18 protein-coding genes are annotated in these 17,955 nt (G+C 58.5%); 6 read left to right on the plus strand and 12 right to left on the minus strand.

Going from position 1 to position 17,955, the window contains the following annotated elements; all coding sequences use genetic code 11:
- Positions 1 to 129 precede the first annotated feature (129 nt).
- Entirely contained in the window at positions 130 to 750 is a 621-nt protein-coding gene (locus FY156_03770) for a TIGR00730 family Rossman fold protein (GenBank protein ID UXS00667.1), read from the plus strand.
- Positions 751 to 760: 10 nt separating this feature from the next.
- On the opposite strand, the gene rarD is transcribed toward FY156_03770, so the two are convergent.
- The 11 genes from rarD to alr all read right to left on the minus strand — a co-directional run bounded on the left by rarD (position 761) and on the right by alr (position 11,800).
- On the minus strand, positions 761 to 1,672 hold the full coding sequence (rarD, locus tag FY156_03775; protein UXS00668.1) for an EamA family transporter RarD: 912 nt from the start codon (positions 1,670 to 1,672) through the stop codon (positions 761 to 763).
- A gap of 189 nt (positions 1,673 to 1,861) precedes the next feature.
- Positions 1,862 to 2,821, minus strand: coding sequence for a prolyl aminopeptidase (gene pip / locus FY156_03780; GenBank protein ID UXS00669.1), 960 nt, complete (start codon positions 2,819 to 2,821; stop codon positions 1,862 to 1,864).
- Positions 2,818 to 3,303, minus strand: a complete 486-nt coding sequence (locus tag FY156_03785; protein UXS00670.1) for a GFA family protein — start codon at positions 3,301 to 3,303, stop codon at positions 2,818 to 2,820. The genes pip and FY156_03785 overlap by 4 nt, the downstream gene beginning before the upstream one ends.
- Positions 3,300 to 3,764 carry a GFA family protein gene (locus FY156_03790; protein ID UXS00671.1) on the minus strand — a complete coding sequence of 155 codons (465 nt, stop codon included), beginning with the start codon at positions 3,762 to 3,764 and terminating at the stop codon, positions 3,300 to 3,302. The genes FY156_03785 and FY156_03790 overlap by 4 nt, the downstream gene beginning before the upstream one ends.
- Entirely contained in the window at positions 3,761 to 4,237 is a 477-nt protein-coding gene (locus tag FY156_03795) for a GFA family protein (GenBank protein ID UXS00672.1), read from the minus strand. The genes FY156_03790 and FY156_03795 overlap by 4 nt, the downstream gene beginning before the upstream one ends.
- A 75-nt stretch (positions 4,238 to 4,312) precedes the next feature.
- Positions 4,313 to 5,698 carry a cysteine--tRNA ligase gene (locus tag FY156_03800; GenBank protein UXS00673.1) on the minus strand — a complete coding sequence of 462 codons (1,386 nt, stop codon included), beginning with the start codon at positions 5,696 to 5,698 and terminating at the stop codon, positions 4,313 to 4,315.
- Between the two features lie 207 nt (positions 5,699 to 5,905).
- Positions 5,906 to 6,646: an SDR family NAD(P)-dependent oxidoreductase gene (locus tag FY156_03805; GenBank protein UXS00674.1), complete on the minus strand. Its 741-nt coding sequence runs from the start codon at positions 6,644 to 6,646 to the stop codon at positions 5,906 to 5,908.
- Between the two features lie 146 nt (positions 6,647 to 6,792).
- Positions 6,793 to 8,286, minus strand: a complete 1,494-nt coding sequence (locus tag FY156_03810; GenBank protein ID UXS00675.1) for an amidophosphoribosyltransferase — start codon at positions 8,284 to 8,286, stop codon at positions 6,793 to 6,795.
- A gap of 138 nt (positions 8,287 to 8,424) precedes the next feature.
- Complete coding sequence (locus tag FY156_03815; protein UXS00676.1) at positions 8,425 to 9,012, minus strand: CvpA family protein; 588 nt, start codon at positions 9,010 to 9,012, stop codon at positions 8,425 to 8,427.
- An 89-nt stretch (positions 9,013 to 9,101) separates the two neighbouring features.
- Positions 9,102 to 10,508, minus strand: coding sequence for a DNA repair protein RadA (gene radA / locus FY156_03820; GenBank protein UXS00677.1), 1,407 nt, complete (start codon positions 10,506 to 10,508; stop codon positions 9,102 to 9,104).
- 116 nt (positions 10,509 to 10,624) lie between these two features.
- Positions 10,625 to 11,800 (minus strand): alanine racemase, encoded by a 1,176-nt coding sequence (gene alr, locus FY156_03825; protein UXS00678.1) that lies wholly within the window; start codon positions 11,798 to 11,800, stop codon positions 10,625 to 10,627.
- A gap of 169 nt (positions 11,801 to 11,969) precedes the next feature.
- Here alr and FY156_03830 point away from each other — a divergent pair, with 169 nt between their 5' ends.
- The 3 genes from FY156_03830 (at position 11,970) to FY156_03840 (ending at position 13,921) form a co-directional block, all read left to right on the plus strand.
- Positions 11,970 to 12,827, plus strand: a complete 858-nt coding sequence (locus FY156_03830; protein ID UXS00679.1) for an AraC family transcriptional regulator — start codon at positions 11,970 to 11,972, stop codon at positions 12,825 to 12,827.
- A gap of 90 nt (positions 12,828 to 12,917) precedes the next feature.
- Positions 12,918 to 13,622 carry an AzlC family ABC transporter permease gene (locus FY156_03835; protein UXS00680.1) on the plus strand — a complete coding sequence of 235 codons (705 nt, stop codon included), beginning with the start codon at positions 12,918 to 12,920 and terminating at the stop codon, positions 13,620 to 13,622.
- Positions 13,619 to 13,921: an AzlD family protein gene (locus tag FY156_03840; GenBank protein UXS00681.1), complete on the plus strand. Its 303-nt coding sequence runs from the start codon at positions 13,619 to 13,621 to the stop codon at positions 13,919 to 13,921. The genes FY156_03835 and FY156_03840 overlap by 4 nt, the downstream gene beginning before the upstream one ends.
- Positions 13,922 to 13,989: 68 nt before the next feature.
- Here FY156_03840 and FY156_03845 read toward each other — a convergent pair whose 3' ends face one another.
- Complete coding sequence (locus FY156_03845; GenBank protein ID UXS00682.1) at positions 13,990 to 15,486, minus strand: replicative DNA helicase; 1,497 nt, start codon at positions 15,484 to 15,486, stop codon at positions 13,990 to 13,992.
- A 314-nt stretch (positions 15,487 to 15,800) separates the two neighbouring features.
- Here FY156_03845 and FY156_03850 point away from each other — a divergent pair, with 314 nt between their 5' ends.
- A complete protein-coding gene (locus FY156_03850) occupies positions 15,801 to 16,256 on the plus strand; it encodes a MarR family transcriptional regulator (GenBank protein UXS00683.1) in 456 nt (151 codons plus the stop codon).
- Positions 16,253 to 17,950 carry an MFS transporter gene (locus FY156_03855; protein ID UXS00684.1) on the plus strand — a complete coding sequence of 566 codons (1,698 nt, stop codon included), beginning with the start codon at positions 16,253 to 16,255 and terminating at the stop codon, positions 17,948 to 17,950. The genes FY156_03850 and FY156_03855 overlap by 4 nt, the downstream gene beginning before the upstream one ends.
- Positions 17,951 to 17,955 lie beyond the last annotated feature (5 nt).

The following is a 17,955-nucleotide window of genomic DNA, read 5'->3' on the forward strand; positions in this document are numbered from 1 at the left end:
TATATATGCTTTGAGAGTGCTAGCGTCTTACTTTGCGCCATACAAGCGTCACAATGCCAAAAGGCTATATTCACAAAGGATTTCCCAAATTTTCTTGACGTGTCGCATTCGGCATTGTTCCCTCGTTGCATGACGGACAAACAAAATACGATTCGATCCATCTGCGTTTATTGCGGTTCCCAGCCTGGTCGCGACCCGGCTTACATGGAAGCGGGCCGTGCCCTTGGGAAATCGATTGCCGAAAACGGCATTCGCCTCGTCTATGGCGGTGGCACCAAGGGCATCATGGGGGCGGTCGCTGCTGGCGTTCTCTCGAACGGCGGCGAGGTAACCGGCATCATACCGGAATTTCTCGTCGACATGGAGGCAACACGCCATTCTCTCGGACAATTGAACGAGCTTGTGATCACCAAGGACATGCATGAGCGCAAGCACATGATGTTCGAGCGGTCAGACGCCTTCGTCACTCTGCCGGGTGGCATCGGTACGCTCGAAGAGATCGTTGAGATCATGACCTGGGCTCAGCTTGGCCGTCACGCCAAGCCGATGGTCTTTGCCAACATCAATGGTTTCTGGGATCCGATGCTGGAACTGGTTCGCCACATGCGCGATCAGGGCTTCATCCACCGCGCGCATCTTCTCAACCCGCTCGTCGTTGACGAGGTGAGTGGCATCGTGCCCGCGATCCTCGACCGGGCACTGGCACAGCAGAACCCGGAAGGCGATCCTTCGGTGATATCCCGCCTCTGAACGAGGCGGGTTACGACTTCTTCAGTCGCATCAGGCTGGAGGCGGTGTAGATCACCAGCGCCGACCAGATCAGCGAGAATGCTCCCATTCGCACCATATCGAACGGTTCCTTGAAGATCAGGATGGCGATCAGGAAAATGATCGTCGGCGCGATATACTGCATGATGCCGATGGTGGAGAGCCGCAGCAGCTTGGCACCATTACCGTAGAGAATGAGCGGAACGGCGGTGATGAGACCGCTGGCGATCAAAAGCCATGTATCCATGGCATTGCCAGCCATGAAGTGCGCCTGGCCAGTGAAGGCAAAATAGGCCATCAGGACCACGCAGGGCACTGACAGCAGCATGACTTCCAGAAGAAAGCCCTGCGTCGGTCCGATCGGCAACGTCTTGCGGAAAAAGGCGTAGAAGCCCCATGAAACGGTGAGCGCGATCGAAACCCAAGGCAGGCTACCCGCATGCCAGGTCAGCAACGCGACGCCCAGAACGGCCAGCACGATGGCGGCAATCTGGCCGCGATAGAGGCGTTCTTTCAGTAGCACTGCGCCGAGGAAGATGCTGAACAGCGGATTGATGAAATAACCAAGCGCCGCATCGAGCGCGCGTCCTGCGCCGATGGCCCAGATATAGATGCCCCAATTGACGCTGATCAGCGCCGCGGTCAGGCTCGCCATGGCCAGCATTTTCGGGTTTTTCAGCGCCGTTCGGATTTCGGCGGTACGTCCGATTGCAATAAGAACTGCAGCAGCAATCGGCACCGACCAGATAACGCGATGGACTATTACTTCCACCGGCGGAATATGCGCCACGGCTTTCATGTAGAGGGGAAGGAAGCCCCACAACAGATAAGCGGAGAGTGCAAACGCAAAACCACGTGCGCTGTCGCCGCCCTGTTCGGTCGGAAGGGATTTATCGAGTGCCATGGGAGTACCGCCAACTGTTCGGATGCTCCTTAATAACGGAGGAGCACGGCAAGCGCCAATTCATTTCCGTGAAGCGTTCATGAGAAAAACTGCACGAAGAAGTGCCGCCTTGCCGTTAAATTGGCCAAACCTGTGGTGCGGAACGATGAATCTGTTTCTCATCGAACCGCACCAAGGTGCGGAAAGGACTCACGCTTTTCCGGCAAAATGGTCCGTTGCGCGGATCAGTTGATCGAGAATGCCGGGTTCACTTAAGGCGTGACCAGCGGCCTCGATGATGTGAAAATCCGCCTTCGGCCATGCTTTGGAAAGCTGCCAGGCGTATTTTAGCGGGCAGGGCATGTCGTAACGGCCATGAATGATGACACCGGGAATGTCTTTGAGCTTGCCGGCATTTCGCAACAACTGACCATCTTCCAGCCAGCCGCCGTTAACGAAGAAATGGTTTTCGATGCGTGCGAAGGCGATGGCATATTTGTCTTCGCCAAAGTCATCAACGCGCTCGGGATCTGTGACGAGCGCGATGGTCGCACCTTCCCACTGGCTCCACGCCTTGGCGCATTCCAGTTTCTTGGCTTCGTCAGTCCCGGTCAGATAGCGATTATAGGCTGCCATCATGTCTTCACGTTCCGCCTCAGGAATGGGTGCGATGAACTTTTCCCAGCGATCCGGATACATTTCCGAGACGCCGAACTGATAATACCAGTCGAGTTCCGGACGGGTGACGGTGTAGATGCCGCGCAGGACAAGTTCACTGACATGCTCCGGATGGGTCTCGGCATAAGCAAGCGCCAGCGTTGAACCCCACGAGCCACCGAAGACGAGCCATTGTTCGAAACCGCACTGGATGCGCAGTTTCTCCATATCCGCTACCAGATGCCATGTGGTGTTGGCATTGAGTTCGGCATGCGGTGTCGAGCGGCCACAACCGCGCTGGTCAAACAGGAGAACGTCATAAAGAGCGGGGTCGAAGACGCGCCGATGCGTAGGGTTGACGCCGCCGCCTGGGCCGCCGTGAAGAAAGACGGCCGGTTTTGCGCCGGGTGTTCCAACGCGCTCCCAATAGATCGTGTGACCGTCGCCAACATCGAGCATTCCGGTTTCGTAGGGCTCGATCTCCGGGTAGAAGCTGCGCAATTCCGTCGTCATTCTCTAATGTCCTCTGGTGGCCAGACAGGTGTGTCGTGGTCGGGATGCTGTCGTTTGTTCGTTCGCGGCAATTCTTGTCCGTCAGCCGGTTCCGGCTCGAGCGGCAGCCCATCAAGGTCACGGAACCAGCGCATTTTATGGCCGGTATTCGACTGCGCTTCGGGCCTCACCCGATCCGGCTCATCAAGTGAGCCAAGCGTGATGTTGATGAAGTCGGCTTCCGGCATATCGTAGAACAACGGTGTGCCGCATTGACTGCAAAAGCCACGCCGCACCTGATCGGAAGACTGAAACCAGGTGGCTTCGCCTCTTGTCAGGGTGAAGTTCTTTCTCAGGCTTGCCGCCAGCGGCATGAAATAGTTGCCGGCCGCTTTCTGACACATGCGGCAATGGCAGACATGTGGGTAGGCAAGGCCGCCCGTTGCCCGGTAACGCACCGCGCCGCACTGGCGTCCACCGGAAAAATGCGTCTCGGACGTCATTCTCCGTCACCTTTCGGCGGCCATTCGGTGGTGTCGTGGTCGGGATGTTGATAGGACATGATCTCCGACTCCTCGACACTCTGTTCAATGGCTGGTTTGTGGAACAGATGGTCGATCCACGGCATGCGCATGTGCACATTCACCTGGACCTGTGGTTCAACCTGCTCCGGATGATCGAAAGCGCCGATGGCGATCTCCACCCCGCCGGGATAATGATAGGTCAGAGGCGTGCCGCATTTGTTGCAGAAGCCGCGATGGATTTTCTTGGAAGACCGGAACAGTGAAGGCTGACCGCGTGTCCAGACCAGATGTGCCTGATCGGCGGTCACCAGCGCGCCGAAGAAATTGCCGAAATGTTTCTGGCACATGCGGCAATGGCAGATCGATGGTCGGCCAATCTTGCCGGCATGAAAACGAACGGCGCCGCACTGGCACCCACCGGAAAATCCGCTGTCGCTCATGACTTTTTCTCCGGGGGCCAGTTTTCAGTGTCGTGATCGGGGTGCTGATAGGAAACGAGATCGGCGAGAAATGGAACCGCCTCGAAATCATCAGGCGTATCATGGCCAGGCAATTCCGGGAGATGATCGACAAAAGCGATTTTTGCTTCCGTGCCATATTGCAGCGTGGGCGGGAACAGCGCCGGATCATCGAAGGCGCCAGCCGCCACGGCGACACCATCCGGTGCTTCATAGGTCAAGGGTGTGCCACAATCGGCGCAGAAACCGCGTTTGACGACGCTGGAGGACTGAAAACGCTTCGGTTCTCCCCGCGTCCAGCGGAAATCGGCCTTGCGAACGGAAACGAGAGGCGCGTAATAAGCGCCGAACGCCTTCTGGCACATACGGCAATGGCAGATGGAACTGTCGCTGAGATCGCCGTCAGCGCGAAAACGCACGGCCCCGCACTGGCACCCGCCGGTATAGACAGTCATGGTCGGTCCTCCTCTCGCCACTACCCCCGGCCTGTTCGGCCAGCCTAGTTGGCGGGAGGAAGCTTCGCAAGCGCGTTACCGCTTCATCTCCCAGCTCGTCGTGCGCTCGCCCGTCTCCTTGTCCTTGCCGTCCTTGAGCTGGATGCCTTTGGCAGAAAGTTCGTCGCGAATACGGTCCGCTTCGGCGAAATTCTTTGCCTTCAGCATTTCAAGACGCATCTCGACGAGAGAATCGACCGCAGCCGCAATGGCCTCGTCCACCTCTGCCTTCTTCGGTAGAACGCCGAGCAACGCGGCACTGGCGGCAAAAACGGCAAGCTTGGCGGGGTCATTATGGGCAGACTGTGCCAGCGCATGCAGTGCCTGCACGGCAGCAACCGTGTTGAGGTCGTCGGCAAGCGCGTCGAGAACAGTGCTGTCTGGCGCCGCATCGCTGGCTTCTGCAGCCGGCCATTTTGCCAGCAGACGTTCGGCTTCTTCCAGTCGTTTGACGGAAAAATCGATGGGTTCGCGGTAATGGGTCATCAGCATCGCAAGGCGCAGCACGTCGCCCGGCCACTGGCGGCCGCCGAACTTGTCGGTGTGCAGCAATTCGTAGATCGTCACGAAGTTGCCTTCTGACTTCGACATCTTGCGGCCTTCCACCTGCACAAAACCATTGTGCATCCAAACATTTGCCATGACATGCGTGCCGTGGGCGCAACGCGACTGGGCGATTTCATTTTCATGGTGCGGGAAGATCAGGTCGAGCCCGCCGCCGTGAATGTCGAAGACCTCGCCGAGATAGCGGCCGGACATTGCAGAGCACTCGATATGCCAGCCCGGACGGCCGCGCCCCCAGGGGCTTTCCCAGCCGGGTTCGTTATCGCTGGAAAGCTTCCAGAGTACGAAATCGCCGGGGTTCTTTTTGTGAACATCGACGGCAATGCGCGCACCTGCCTGCTGCTCATCCAGGGGGCGCTTGGAAAGCTGGCCATAGTCTGCCATCGACTTCGTATCGAAAAGAACTTCCCCGCTTGCCACATAGGCGTGACCACGTTCGATCAGCTTTTCGATGATATCGACCATCTGCGGAATGTTGTCAGTGGCGCGTGGTTCGACACTAGGCTCAAGGCAGCCGAGCGAGGCGACATCGTCATGGAACTGCTGCGCGGTCTTTTCGGTGACGGCATGGATCGCGTCGTTCAGCGGCAGGTGAGGGTAGTCGCGCAGCGCCCGTGCGTTGATTTTGTCGTCGACGTCGGTGATATTGCGGGCATAGGTAACCTGGCTCTCGCCATAAACATGCCGCAGCGCCCGGTAGAGAACGTCGAAGACGATGACCGGTCGCGCGTTGCCGATATGGGCGAAATCGTAGACGGTTGGGCCGCAGACATACATGCGCACATTGTTTGCGTCGATCGGCGTAAACTCCGCCTTTTCGCGGGTCAGCGTATTATAAAGCTTCAGGCGCGCGGACATGCATGTCTCCTCGTAACCGGTATCACTTGCCGGGCCGGAGCGTTTGTCTTCAGCGTTTTTGAGACGAAAACGATCTGGCCGGCCATCAAGCCAGCAAAAATGTTTCAGCAGCAGGTGCAGATCGTCGTTTTCATGACTTGCGTTATGGCGCGGCGGCAATCTTCGGTCAAGGGTATCGTCACCAGCTTGGCTGACTGCCGGAATATTTTATTCCGGCTGCCGATAGTCCGAGAATTTTCCGTCTCTGACGACGAACAGCTTGCCGGTTTCCTTCAGTTCAGGAGACGCGAGTGGCAGAATGGCGGCCGCGACCTCGGAAGGATGCGGCACTGTGGCCGGATCTTCGCCGGGCATGGCCTGCGCGCGCATGGCCGTGCGGGTCGCACCTGGATTGATGCTGTTGATGCGAAGCGGCGTGTTCTGCGTTTCGGCCGCCCAGGTACGGGCAAGTGCTTCCACGGCAGCTTTTGAGGTGGAATAAACACCCCAGAAGGGGCGACAGGAATGCGCGGCCCCGGATGACAGGATCAGCGCACGGCCGGCATCGGATTTGAGCAGCAGCGGTTCGACCGAACGGATCAGGCGCCAGGTTGCGGTGACATTGATTGTCATGACCTTTTCGAAGACCTTGGCCTCGATATGTCCGACCGGCGAGATGACGCCGAGAACACCGGCATTGGCAACCAGAATATCGAGTTTGCCCCAGCGTTCGTAGATATTCGCACCGAGTGCATCGATGGCGTTCATATCGGCAAGATCGAAGGGCACAAGCGTCGCTGTGCCGCCTACGGCCTTGATCGCATCATCGAGTTCTTCAAGCCCACCGACCGTGCGGGCACAGGCGATGACATGGGCGCCGGCCTTGGCAAGCTCCAGCGCGGTGAAATAGCCGATGCCGCGTGATGCACCAGTCACAAGCGCGATCTTGCCGTTAAGGTCCATGGTCATGATGTCTCCCCCCGATTGAATTGCACGTCTTTTACGAAGCGGCGGCCTGCTGCCGCAAGCGATCAAAACGTCGCATGCGATCATCCTCATCGCAGGCAACAAAAAAGCGGCCACCGAGTACGGTGGCCGCTGATTGGTCTGGAATATCAGCCGTTGCTGGCCAGCACGGAAATCTTGCTGCCGAGCGACTCGCCGTTCTTGTCGAGAAGGCGCGTCGGATAGTCACCGGTGAAGTAATGGTCGGTGAACTGCGGGCGGGCCGGATTACGATCTTCGCCACCAACAGCGCGGTAGAGGCCGTCGATCGACAGGAAAGCCAGCGAATCGACGCCGATGAATTTCGCCATGGCGTCAACGTCGGCATACTGGTTGGCCAGAAGCTTGTCGGCGTCCGGCGTGTCGATGCCGTAGAAGTCCGGATGGAAAATCATCGGGCTGGCAACGCGGATATGAACTTCCTTTGCGCCAGCTTCGCGGATCATCTGCACGATCTTGACCGAAGTGGTGCCGCGCACGATGGAATCGTCCACCAGAACGACGCGCTTGCCTTCGATCATTGCCCGGTTGGCAGAGTGCTTGAGCTTCACGCCGAAGGCGCGGATCTGCTGCGTCGGCTCGATGAAGGTGCGGCCGACATAGTGGTTGCGGATGATGCCGTATTCAAACGGAATGCCGCTCTGCTGCGCAAAACCGAGCGCTGCAGGCGTGCCGCCATCGGGAACCGGGACAACGACGTCTGCTTCGAGCGGCGCTTCCTTGGCAAGGTTGATGCCCATGTTCTTGCGCGTCGTATAGACGTTGCGGCCACCAACGACGGAGTCGGGACGGGCGAAATAGACGTATTCGAACAGGCAAAGACGCTCGGGCTGCGGCTTCGTGGGCTTGCGGGCGTCGATGGTAATCGAGCCATCAGGCTGGATTTCGCAGATGATGACTTCGCCGTTTTCAACGTCACGAACGAATTTCGCACCGATGATGTCAAGAGCGCAGGTCTCTGAGCAGAAGATCGGCTTGCCGTCGAGTTCACCCATGACGAGCGGACGAATGCCGATTGGATCGCGTGCGGCAATCAGCTTCGTGCGGGTCATGGCCAGCATCGAATAACCGCCTTCCATCTGGCGGATGGCGTCGATAAAGCGGTCGGCTGTCGAGCTGTGGCGCGAACGGGCAATCAGATGCAGAACGACTTCGGTGTCCGAAGTAGACTGACAGATGGCGCCGGTGGCGATGATCTGGCGGCGAAGCGTCAGGCCGTTGGTGAAGTTGCCGTTATGGGCAATCGAGATGCCGCCTTCTTCCAGTTCGGCAAACAGTGGCTGCACGTTGCGCATAGCCACTTCGCCGGTGGTGGAATAACGGGTGTGGCCGATGGCCATCGAACCGGGCAGACGGGCAAGGGTTGCGGGATCGGTATAGTGATCGCCGACGAGGCCCATATGGCGTTCCTGATGGAAACGCTTGCCATCGAAGGAGACGATGCCGGCAGCTTCCTGACCACGATGCTGCAAAGCGTGCAGACCAAGCGCTGTCAGGGTCGAGGCATCGGGATGCCCGAGAATGCCGAACACACCGCATTCTTCATGCAGCGTATCGCCGTCGATCTCTTCGTTGAACGTGGAATGCGAAAGCGGCTCAATCATTCGGCTTGCCCTTGCTCTCTTACCAAAAAAAGAAAGACCTGTCCGGCGAGCATGTCTCCGGGGCGGTCTGTCTGTTGTCGTGCTAGATATTTAGCACAAATAGCGCGCCTTGCATGCATTGCAAGGCGCGACACTGTGTCAATTATTTGTAGCCGGTGGATTTGTTGCCGGCACATCTTCGGCCGGCGTCTGCGCCGAAGCCGGTTCCTGCTGCTTTCCGAGGATGCGAGCGCGGATCTGCGGCTCAATGTCCTCCGGCAGAACGGCCTCCAGCTTGCCGACCAGCCCGTCCAGGAACGGCTTGGACTTGGCCTGCGTGACCCATTCGGGCTGTGTCTTCACGTCAACCAGCCAGTTCCAGAAGGCAACGGCGACGACCAGCAGAAGAAGGCCGCGTGCCGCACCGAACAGGAAGCCCAGCGTGCGGTCGAGTGCACCGATGCGGCTGTCGATGATGAAATCGGCAATCCGCGAGGTGATGAAGGAAATAACGATAAGCGCCACGAGAAAGACAACGGCTGCAGAGCCGGCGATGGCGATCTTGTCGTCATCGGTATAGTTGCGCGCATAAGGCAACACGACCGGGTAGAGATAATAAGCCGCTGCAACCGAGCCGGCCCAGCTCGCGATGGACAGGATTTCCCGGGAAAAACCGCGCACCATTGCAAGAATAGCGGAGAAAAGAACAACGGCGATAACGATGCCGTCGAAAATTGTAATGGGCATATACCAACTCCGGAGGTGCGACGCCTTGTCAGGCGCTGCCTTGCCAATTTTGCGATCCTCTTACACCACTGTTCTGCCGGGCGAAAGGATCAATATTCGTCGTCCTCAGCCTGCTTGAACCGGTTACCCGAACCGGCGATGCGCGCCACAAGGTCGGGCAGGCTTTCAATTTCCGTCCAGCGCCCCTTGGCGCCTTTCGCCAATTCAGCCGAAGCGGAAGGCAGAAGTGCGGCGGGGAACCCGAGTTTCTCCGCTTCTTTCAATCTTTGGACCGTGTGTGCAACAGGTCGAACCGCGCCGGACAGGCTGATTTCGCCGAAATAGACGCAATCGGCAGGCAGGGCAAGACCGGCGAGCGATGAAACCAGTGCAGATGCGATGGCCATGTCGGCGGCGGGCTCCGATATCCGGTAGCCGCCCGCGACATTGAGATAGACATCGTGCTGTCCAAGCTTGACGCCACAATGAGCCTCGAGAACGGCCAGAATCATGGCAAGTCGTGAGGAATCCCAACCGACGACGGCACGTCGCGGCGTGCCGAGCGAAGTCGGCGCGACCAGTGCCTGTACCTCCACCAGCACGGGGCGTGTCCCTTCAATTCCGGCAAAGACTGCAGCCCCCGGAGATTTCTCATTGCGTTCGCCAAGGAAGAGTTCCGACGGGTTCGAAACTTCCCGCAGGCCGCGATCCGACATCTCGAAAACGCCGATCTCGTCTGTCGGGCCAAAGCGGTTCTTCACGGTACGAAGGATTCGGTAGTGATGACCTCGATCGCCTTCAAAGTAGAGAACAGCATCGACCATATGCTCGACCACGCGCGGACCGGCGATCTGGCCTTCCTTGGTAACATGGCCCACGAGAACCATTGTGGTGCCCGTCTGCTTGGCGAACCGGATCATCGCCTGAACGCCGGTGCGAACCTGGGTCACGGTGCCGGGTGCAGAATCGGCGGTATCGCTCCAAAGTGTCTGAATGGAATCGATGATCACGAGATCGGGCCGCTTGCCCTCGGAAATCGTCGCCAGGATGTCCTCGACGTTGGTTTCCGCTGCCAGCAGCACGTCCGTCTCAGCCGCGCCGAGACGCTGGGCACGCAACCGAACCTGCGCTACGGCTTCTTCGCCCGATACGTAGATGATGCGATGGTTGCGCCGCGAAAGAGCTGCGGCGGCCTGCATCAGAAGCGTCGATTTGCCGATGCCGGGATCGCCGCCTATCAGCACCGCCGAACCACGTACGAACCCGCCACCGGTCGCCCGGTCAAGCTCGCTGATGCCGGTTGGAATGCGCGGCGCTTCCTCGATTTCGCCGGACAGGGAGGTGAGGGTGACAGGCTTGCCCTTCTTCGGCATTTTGCCGGGCCCGGAGCCGATGCCACCCATCGGATCTTCTTCGACAATGGTGTTCCACCCACCGCAACCGTCGCATTTACCCGCCCAGCGGGTGTGAACCGTGCCGCAGTTCTGGCACACGAATTGGGTCTTGGCTTTGGCCATATTACGGGCAAGTCTCCTGCGGGGTGATAAGCGGCATCATTGGAACAAATGCGGAACTTTGTTCTCCGATAAACGCCTGCCGGAGAATTTGCAAGCCTGCGCTGTCATGGACAGCGTCAGTCCTCGTCAACCAGATATTGCCGTTCGTAACGCAATCCGAGCCCGGTCAGCAGTTCGTAGCCGATCGTCCCGGCGGCATGTGCGACCTCGTCGACAGGCACGTTCGGGCCGAAAAGCTCGATATAGTCGCCCGCGCGCACAGCATTCTCGGGAATGTCGGTCACATCGAAGATGGTGAGGTCCATCGTCACACGTCCTGCCACCGGCGCCTTGTGCCCATTAATGACGCCATAGGCGCCACCATGGCCCATTTCCCGCAGCGGAATCCCTGAGCCGGAAAGCGAACGCTGATAACCGTCCGCATAGCCGACCGAGGCAATCGCAAGACGGCTGGCGCGCTTCAGTAGGAAAGTGCCGCCATAGCTGACCGTCTGGCCTTCGCCCGCTTCGCGGATCTGGATGATGCGCGCTTCGGCTTTCGCGACCGGGCGCATTGGATTTTTGACGCCGTTGACGGCTTCGCCACCGTAGACGGCAATGCCGGGGCGGGTGAGATCGAAGTGATAGTCCGGCCCGAGAAAGATACCGGCCGATGCGGAGAGGCTTGATTCGATACCTTCGAAAGCGGCGCTAACCTGCCGGAATGATTCGAGCTGCACCTTGTTCATCGGCGCGGAAGGGGTATCGCCACAGGCGAGGTGGGACAGCACCAGAACCGGGTCGAAACTGGCCGGACGTGTCACATCGCTGGCGAGAAACAACGCATCGTCAAGCGGCAGACCAAGCCGGTTGAAACCGGTATCGATATGCAGGGCGCAAGGGTGTTCGCCGCGTTCCGCAACGGTTCCCATCCAGAAGGAAAGCTGCTCTTCAGATGCGATGACGGGCACGAGATCATTGTCGAAAACCTGTCGTTCCTGGCCCGGCCAGATACCTGACAGCACGAAGATGCGTGCCTCCGGCGCGTAGGAGCGCAGCGTTGCGCCTTCTGCGACCGTTGCCACGAAGAAGTCGCGTGCACCGGCGTGGTATAGCGTTGAACCGCAATCCTCGATGCCGAGGCCGTAAGCGTCAGCCTTCACGACGGCTGCCGTGCGTGCTTTGCCGGATCGCCTTTTCATGTCGCGCCAGTTATCCGCCAGCGCGCCGAGATCGATGGTCAGCCTCAGCGGCGCATAGTCGAATGCGTCGGTATCTGTTTCGGTAAAGGTCGTGTCGAGCTCGTCTGTCATGCCATGCGTCCGGGTTGGTTGGAACCGGCGCGACCCTACAGCATCAGCCCGGAAATCGGAATCGATTTTCGAAGGGAGCGATCCATGGATTCAATGGGATAGAGGAGCCCGCCGGAGCCCCAGCACTTTTGTTCAAGACGGTGGCGGGCGATTGGAGTAAAACCCGTTCATGGACAATGTCTCGCAGGAACAGGCCATCGATGTCATGCCGCTCGCTGCGGCGGAAACCACGCGCTTTTGGCGCGATGGTCGATTCGACGATATGGAATGTCTGAGCGCGACGTTTCTGACACACGAATATTCGCCGCATGCCCATGAGACCTTTTCAATCGGTGCCATCGAAAGCGGCTCGCAGATTTCCACCATTCAAGGCACGACCGAGCAAACGGGGCCGGGGCATCTTTACCTGATCAACCCCGGTGAAATCCACGATGGCGCTCCCGGTGGTGGCGGTTATCGCTATCGAATGATCTATCCGGATATGGGGCTGTTGCGGGCTGTGCTGGAAGACGTCACTGGCAGAGCTTTTCACGGGACGCCCTATTTCCCAAGCTTCCTGCCTTATGACCCGCAGATGGCGGCGGCTTTTCAGGTTGCACATCGCCGCCTGGAAGGACGCTCCGGCGCGCTGGAGGCGGATGAGGGCATGTTCTCGGTGCTGGCTGAGCTCTTTCGCAGACACGGCGGTGCCATAATCCTGCCCGTGGAAACACGTGAACGGACGGCGGTTTACCGAGCGCGGGACTATCTTGCCGACAATTATGAAACCGATATTGGCCTTGAGGAACTGGCAGCGGTCGCCGGTCTCAGCCGAGCGCATCTTATTCGGGCGTTCCGCAAGCAGTTTTTCATCACGCCTCATGCCTTTCTCACGGATATTCGTGTTCGAAAGGCGAGGAAGCTGCTGCGGGGCAGGGAGAGCCTTGCAGATGTCGCTGCGCTTTGCGGGTTTGCCGACCAGGCGCATTTTACCCGCCATTTCAAGGCGCGCACTGGTGTGACACCTGGGCAGTTCCGCGCTGCCTGAAGGTTGGTCCCAGCGGCCACCCATGTCACTTTCGTTCAATACGCGGCCGGTTTCGAGGAATAGAGGCAATCTCCTGAAAGGGAGGACGCCATGTCTGACAAAAAGAAAACCGGAGAATTTGGCGACGGGCTGAAAGCTGCTGCTCCCTTGCTGGTTGCCATGGTGCCGATTGGCGCGGTGTTCGGTGCGGTTGCCGTTTCGAAAGGTTTGTCTCCGCTGGAAGCGTCGTTGATGTCGTTGCTGGTTTTCGCCGGTGGTTCGCAATTCGTGGCGATGGATCTGTGGACGCATCCGGCCAACTGGACGGCACTTGGTTTTGCCGCCTTGCTCGTCAATCTGCGGCATGTGCTGATGAGCGCTTCGATTGCCGGAAAACTGGAGGAATTCACCGGCTTGCGAAAATACGCTGCCATGTTGGTTCTGACCGATGAATCCTGGGCGCTTGCCGAATTCCGGGTCATGGCGCGCCGCTTGACGCCCGCCTTTTTCGCCGGCGCGGCCCTGTCGATCTACTTCGTCTGGAACGTGTCGACCCTGGCGGGCGCTTTGTTGGGCGCTGTTGTTGGCGACATGTCGGTTATCGGTCTGGATTTCGCCTTTCCGGCAGTCTTCATCGTGTTGCTTATGGGCTTCTGGAAGGGAAGGGAGACCGGCCTGGTTTTGCTTGCCAGCGCAACGGCGGCCTTCGTGACGCATAAATATGTTCCAGGCGCATGGTATATTGCAGCCGGTGCTCTGGCCGGGTTGGCAGCGGCGGCTTTCGCGTCTCCGCAGGACGCGGAGCAACCCGCATGACACTTGACTGGAACACGCTCCTGACCATCCTCGCCATGATGGTGGCAACAGTTGCGACCCGTTTTGGCGGCCTCATCCTCGTCAGTTACATGGAGCTGACGCCGCGCATGAAAAAGGCGCTGGGTGCTGTTCCACCTGCCGTGTTGATGGCCGTTGTCACACCGACAGCGCTGACAAGCGGTGTCGCCGAAACCATCGCCTGCGCCGTAACAGCCATCACCGCATTGCGCCTGTCATTGTTGCCAGCAGCCTGTGCCGGGGTGGTCACGGTGGCGATACTGCGTGGAATCGGATTGTAAGCGAAACCCACCAAGCCCTTAAAAAGATTCCGCCCCGCACGTCTGGAAATGCGGGGCGATTTCTTGGATCAATGTTCTTCGTACTGACTGAAGGATGGGTCGGCCAGATCGGTGAAGCGGGTAAATTCCGACTGGAACGCCAGCTTCACGGTGCCGGTCGGTCCGTGACGCTGCTTGGCGATGATGACGTCGGCCGTGCCTTTCACCTTATCGAACAGGGCTTCCCATTCCGCGTATTTCGGATCGGCCGGATCGCGTGGCTCCATGTTCTTGACGTAATATTCCTCACGGAACACGAACAGCACCACGTCGGCGTCCTGCTCGATCGAACCGGATTCGCGAAGGTCGGAAAGCTGAGGACGTTTGTCTTCACGGCTTTCCACCGCACGGGAGAGCTGTGACAGGGCAATGATCGGAACGTTCAGTTCCTTGCCCAGCGCTTTCAGACCCGTGGTGATCTGGGTGATTTCCTGCACGCGGTTTTCGCCGCTCTTGCCGGAGCCGGTCATAAGCTGAACGTAGTCGACCACCAGAACGTCAAGGCCGCGCTGACGCTTGAGACGACGCGCGCGAGCCGAAAGCTGGGCGATGGAAATACCACCGGTCTGGTCGATATAGAGCGGCACCTTCTGCATCATCTGGCTGCAGGCAACCAGCTTTTCGAAGTCGGCCTCGGTAATGTCACCACGACGGATTTTCGAAGACGACACTTCCGTCTGCTCGGAAATGATACGCGTGGCGAGCTGTTCGGACGACATTTCGAGCGAGTAGAAGCCGACGACGCCGCCATTCTTGGCCTTGAACGAACCGTCCGGCTGTACTTCCTGCTCGTATGCCGCAGCAATATTGTAGGCAATGTTGGTCGCAAGCGAGGTCTTACCCATACCCGGACGACCTGCCAGAACGATCAAGTCCGAGCGCTGCAGTCCACCCATGCGGCCATCAAGCGAATGAATCCCGGTCGAAATGCCTGATAGATTGCCATCGCGCTCGAAGGCGGCGCCGGCCATGTCGATTGCCAGCGCAACCGCGTCGTTGAACGACTGGAAGCCGCCGTCGTAACGGCCGGTTTCGGCAAGCTCGAACAGACGGCGTTCGGTGTCTTCGATCTGTGCCTGCGGTGGCATGTCGAGCGGCGCGTCATAGGCGATATTGACCACGTCTTCGCCAATCTGGATCAGCGCGCGGCGCAGTGCCAGATCGTAGATCGCCCGGCCATAGTCTTCGGCGTTGATGATCGACACGGCTTCTGCGGCGAGGCGGGCGAGATATTGCGCCACCGTCATGTCGCCGATCCTGTCTTCCGCAGGCAGGAAGGTCTTGATCGTCACCGGGTTGGCGGTCTTGCCCATGCGGATGATGTCGCCGGCAACTTCGAAAATCTTGCGGTGCAGAGGCTCATAAAGATGGACCGGCTTCAGGAAGTCCGAAACGCGATAATAGGCATCGTTGTTGACGAGGATCGCGCCAAGCAGCGCCTGTTCGGCTTCGATGTTGTTCGGAGCTTCGCGATAATGCGCTTCCGCGGTTTGCGCGGGGGTGATCTTCCTTGCAGCGTCGTTCATGGTCTTGCGCGATCTCCCTGTGCATTGCGTCTTCAAACTGTGGGTTTGGCGTCAGAGGGCGTGGCAGTCAATGACAATGTTGCAACATTGCGCGCCCGTCACGTGCCTGCTTGTCGAACCGCAATCACATCTTCAGTTGTCCCCAATAATCCACAGGCAGGGCAGGGACATCGTGCCGGTACCCGGCGGCGTCTGATTCGAGTATCATGATTTTATCGCATAGCTGCCCCCTCAGGAAAAATTCTTGAAAATCGTCAGCTTTCAAAATAAATAGGGACGAAATAGATAGCTTACTAATTATAAGGTTAACTTAGATGTCGCGTGAAACCGACAAGGAACAGCTTCTCGATGAGGTTTCGGCCTTTACCCGAAAGCTGCGCGCATTTTTCGATGCGAGGGTCGCCGAAAGCGGTCTGACGCTGGCGCGCGCTCGTGCGCTTTTTGCACTGTCGCGGCGTGGGCCATTGACCCAGACCGAACTTGCCGAGGAAATGGAAATCGAAACGCCGACCCTCGTGCGGGTTCTCGACGGCATGGAGAAACAAAATCTCATCGAACGGCGGTCTGACGCGAATGATCGTCGGGCGAAGCGGATTCACATGACGCCGGATGGAAAACAGACCTCGGAAGCGGTTCAGGGTCTGGCAAAGGAGCTGCGGGCAGAAATTGTCGCCGATATTTCGACTGACGATCTGCGTCTCGCGCTCGATGTGATGCGCAGGCTCTCTGCCAATCTGCAGAGCCTTGCGGTGGAAAGGGCAAAGCCGTGAGCAATACCCTGCCTCAAACCCTTGCCGCCGACGAAACGCCAGAGCCGGAAAAGGCTCTCGACGTTGTCGAGCAACCGGCGCCTGCGCCTGCCCAGCCGCCACAGCCGGTAGAACGCCCGCTCTGGATGCGGTTGAGCTACATTTTCGGTGGCCTGCTGTTTTTCATCACGCAGGGCATGGGCATGAACCTCGTCATGGCCAATATCTATCAGTTGCAGGGAGAGTTTTCCGGCACTGTGGCAGAAGTGGCCTGGCTTTCGGCTGCCTATATGGCGCCCTATGCGACCTTCTCGATCGCGCTCTTCAAGGTCAGGGCGCAATATGGCCTTCGGCCATTTGCCGAGGTCAGCATCCTGCTGTTTGTCGTGGTGTCCTGTCTTAACCTGTTTGTCACGGACCTGCATTCGGCCATCGTCGTTCGCTTTGTCAGCGGCATGGCGGCAGCACCGCTTTCGTCGCTCGGCTTCCTTTATATTCTCGAGGCATTTCCGCCTTCGAAGAAGTTCTCGCTCGGCTTCAGTATCGCGCTCACAGGCACGCTTCTGTCTGCGCCGCTGGCAAGACTGGTCTCGCCGTCGCTGTTGCAGATCGATGGCTGGAACGCACTTTATTCGCTCGAAATCGGCCTTGCATTGATCTCGCTCGCGTTGATCTATGTTCTGAAGGTTACACCACCGCCACGCGCCAAGGTGATCGAGCGCATGGACATCCTGAGCTACCTGCTGTTTGCGGGCGGTCTGGGCTGTCTTGCCGTGTTCCTCACACTTGGCCGGTTTTACTGGTGGTTCGAGACATGGTGGCTCGGTGTGCTGCTTGCCGTCGCGATTGCCCTGCTGACGGTGCTGGCCTTCGTCGAGCTGCCGCGCAAGAACCCGCTTCTCGATCTGCGCTGGATCTTTTCGAAAACCAACATGCATGTCATGGGTGTGCTGCTCGTCTACCGCGCCGTGTCTTCGGAACAGTCCTCAACAGCAGTCAGTTTCTACCAGCAGCTTGGCCTGCTCAATGATCAGACGACAACGCTCTACGCGCTTGTTCTTCTGGCGACCGTGCTTGGCGGTGCCGCCTGCGCGTGGTTGATGTTGACGAAATATGTCGAAACAGCCCATGTGATTGCGCTCGCTCTCATTGCTACAGGTTCATTCATGGACAGCCAGTCCACCAACCTGACGCGGCCGGAACAGATGTATCTCAGCCAGATGATGATCGCGTTCGGTGCGGCGATGTTCCTGCCGCCAGTCATGGCGAAAGGTTTCGCCGGGGCATTGGCGAAGGGGGTGCCGTATCTGGTGAATTTCATCACCATCTTCCTGTTCACGCAGATCACCGGTTCGATGTTGATGACCGGCCTGCTTGGCAGTTTCGTCACCCTGCGTGAAAAATTCCATTCCAACGTCCTGGTCGAGAACATCCTTCTGACCAATCCCATGGTCACGCAGCGCGTCTCGCAACTCTCCAGTGCCTACAGTCACGTTATCTCCGACCCGGTCTTGCTGAACGCAGAAGGGCTGGCTCTTCTCAGTCAGCAGGTCACCAAGGAAGCTTACGTGCTCGCTTACAACGATACCTTCCTGCTGATCTCAGTCGTTTCCGCGCTGGCATTGGCAACGCTTCTCATTCACCACGCATGGCTGCGCATCCGCCCGCTTATTGTTCGGGACAACGTTGATGCCGTGCCGGCACAACAGTCATGAACGTC

The organism is Agrobacterium tumefaciens, from assembly GCA_025559845.1.
Taxonomy (GTDB): domain Bacteria; phylum Pseudomonadota; class Alphaproteobacteria; order Rhizobiales; family Rhizobiaceae; genus Agrobacterium.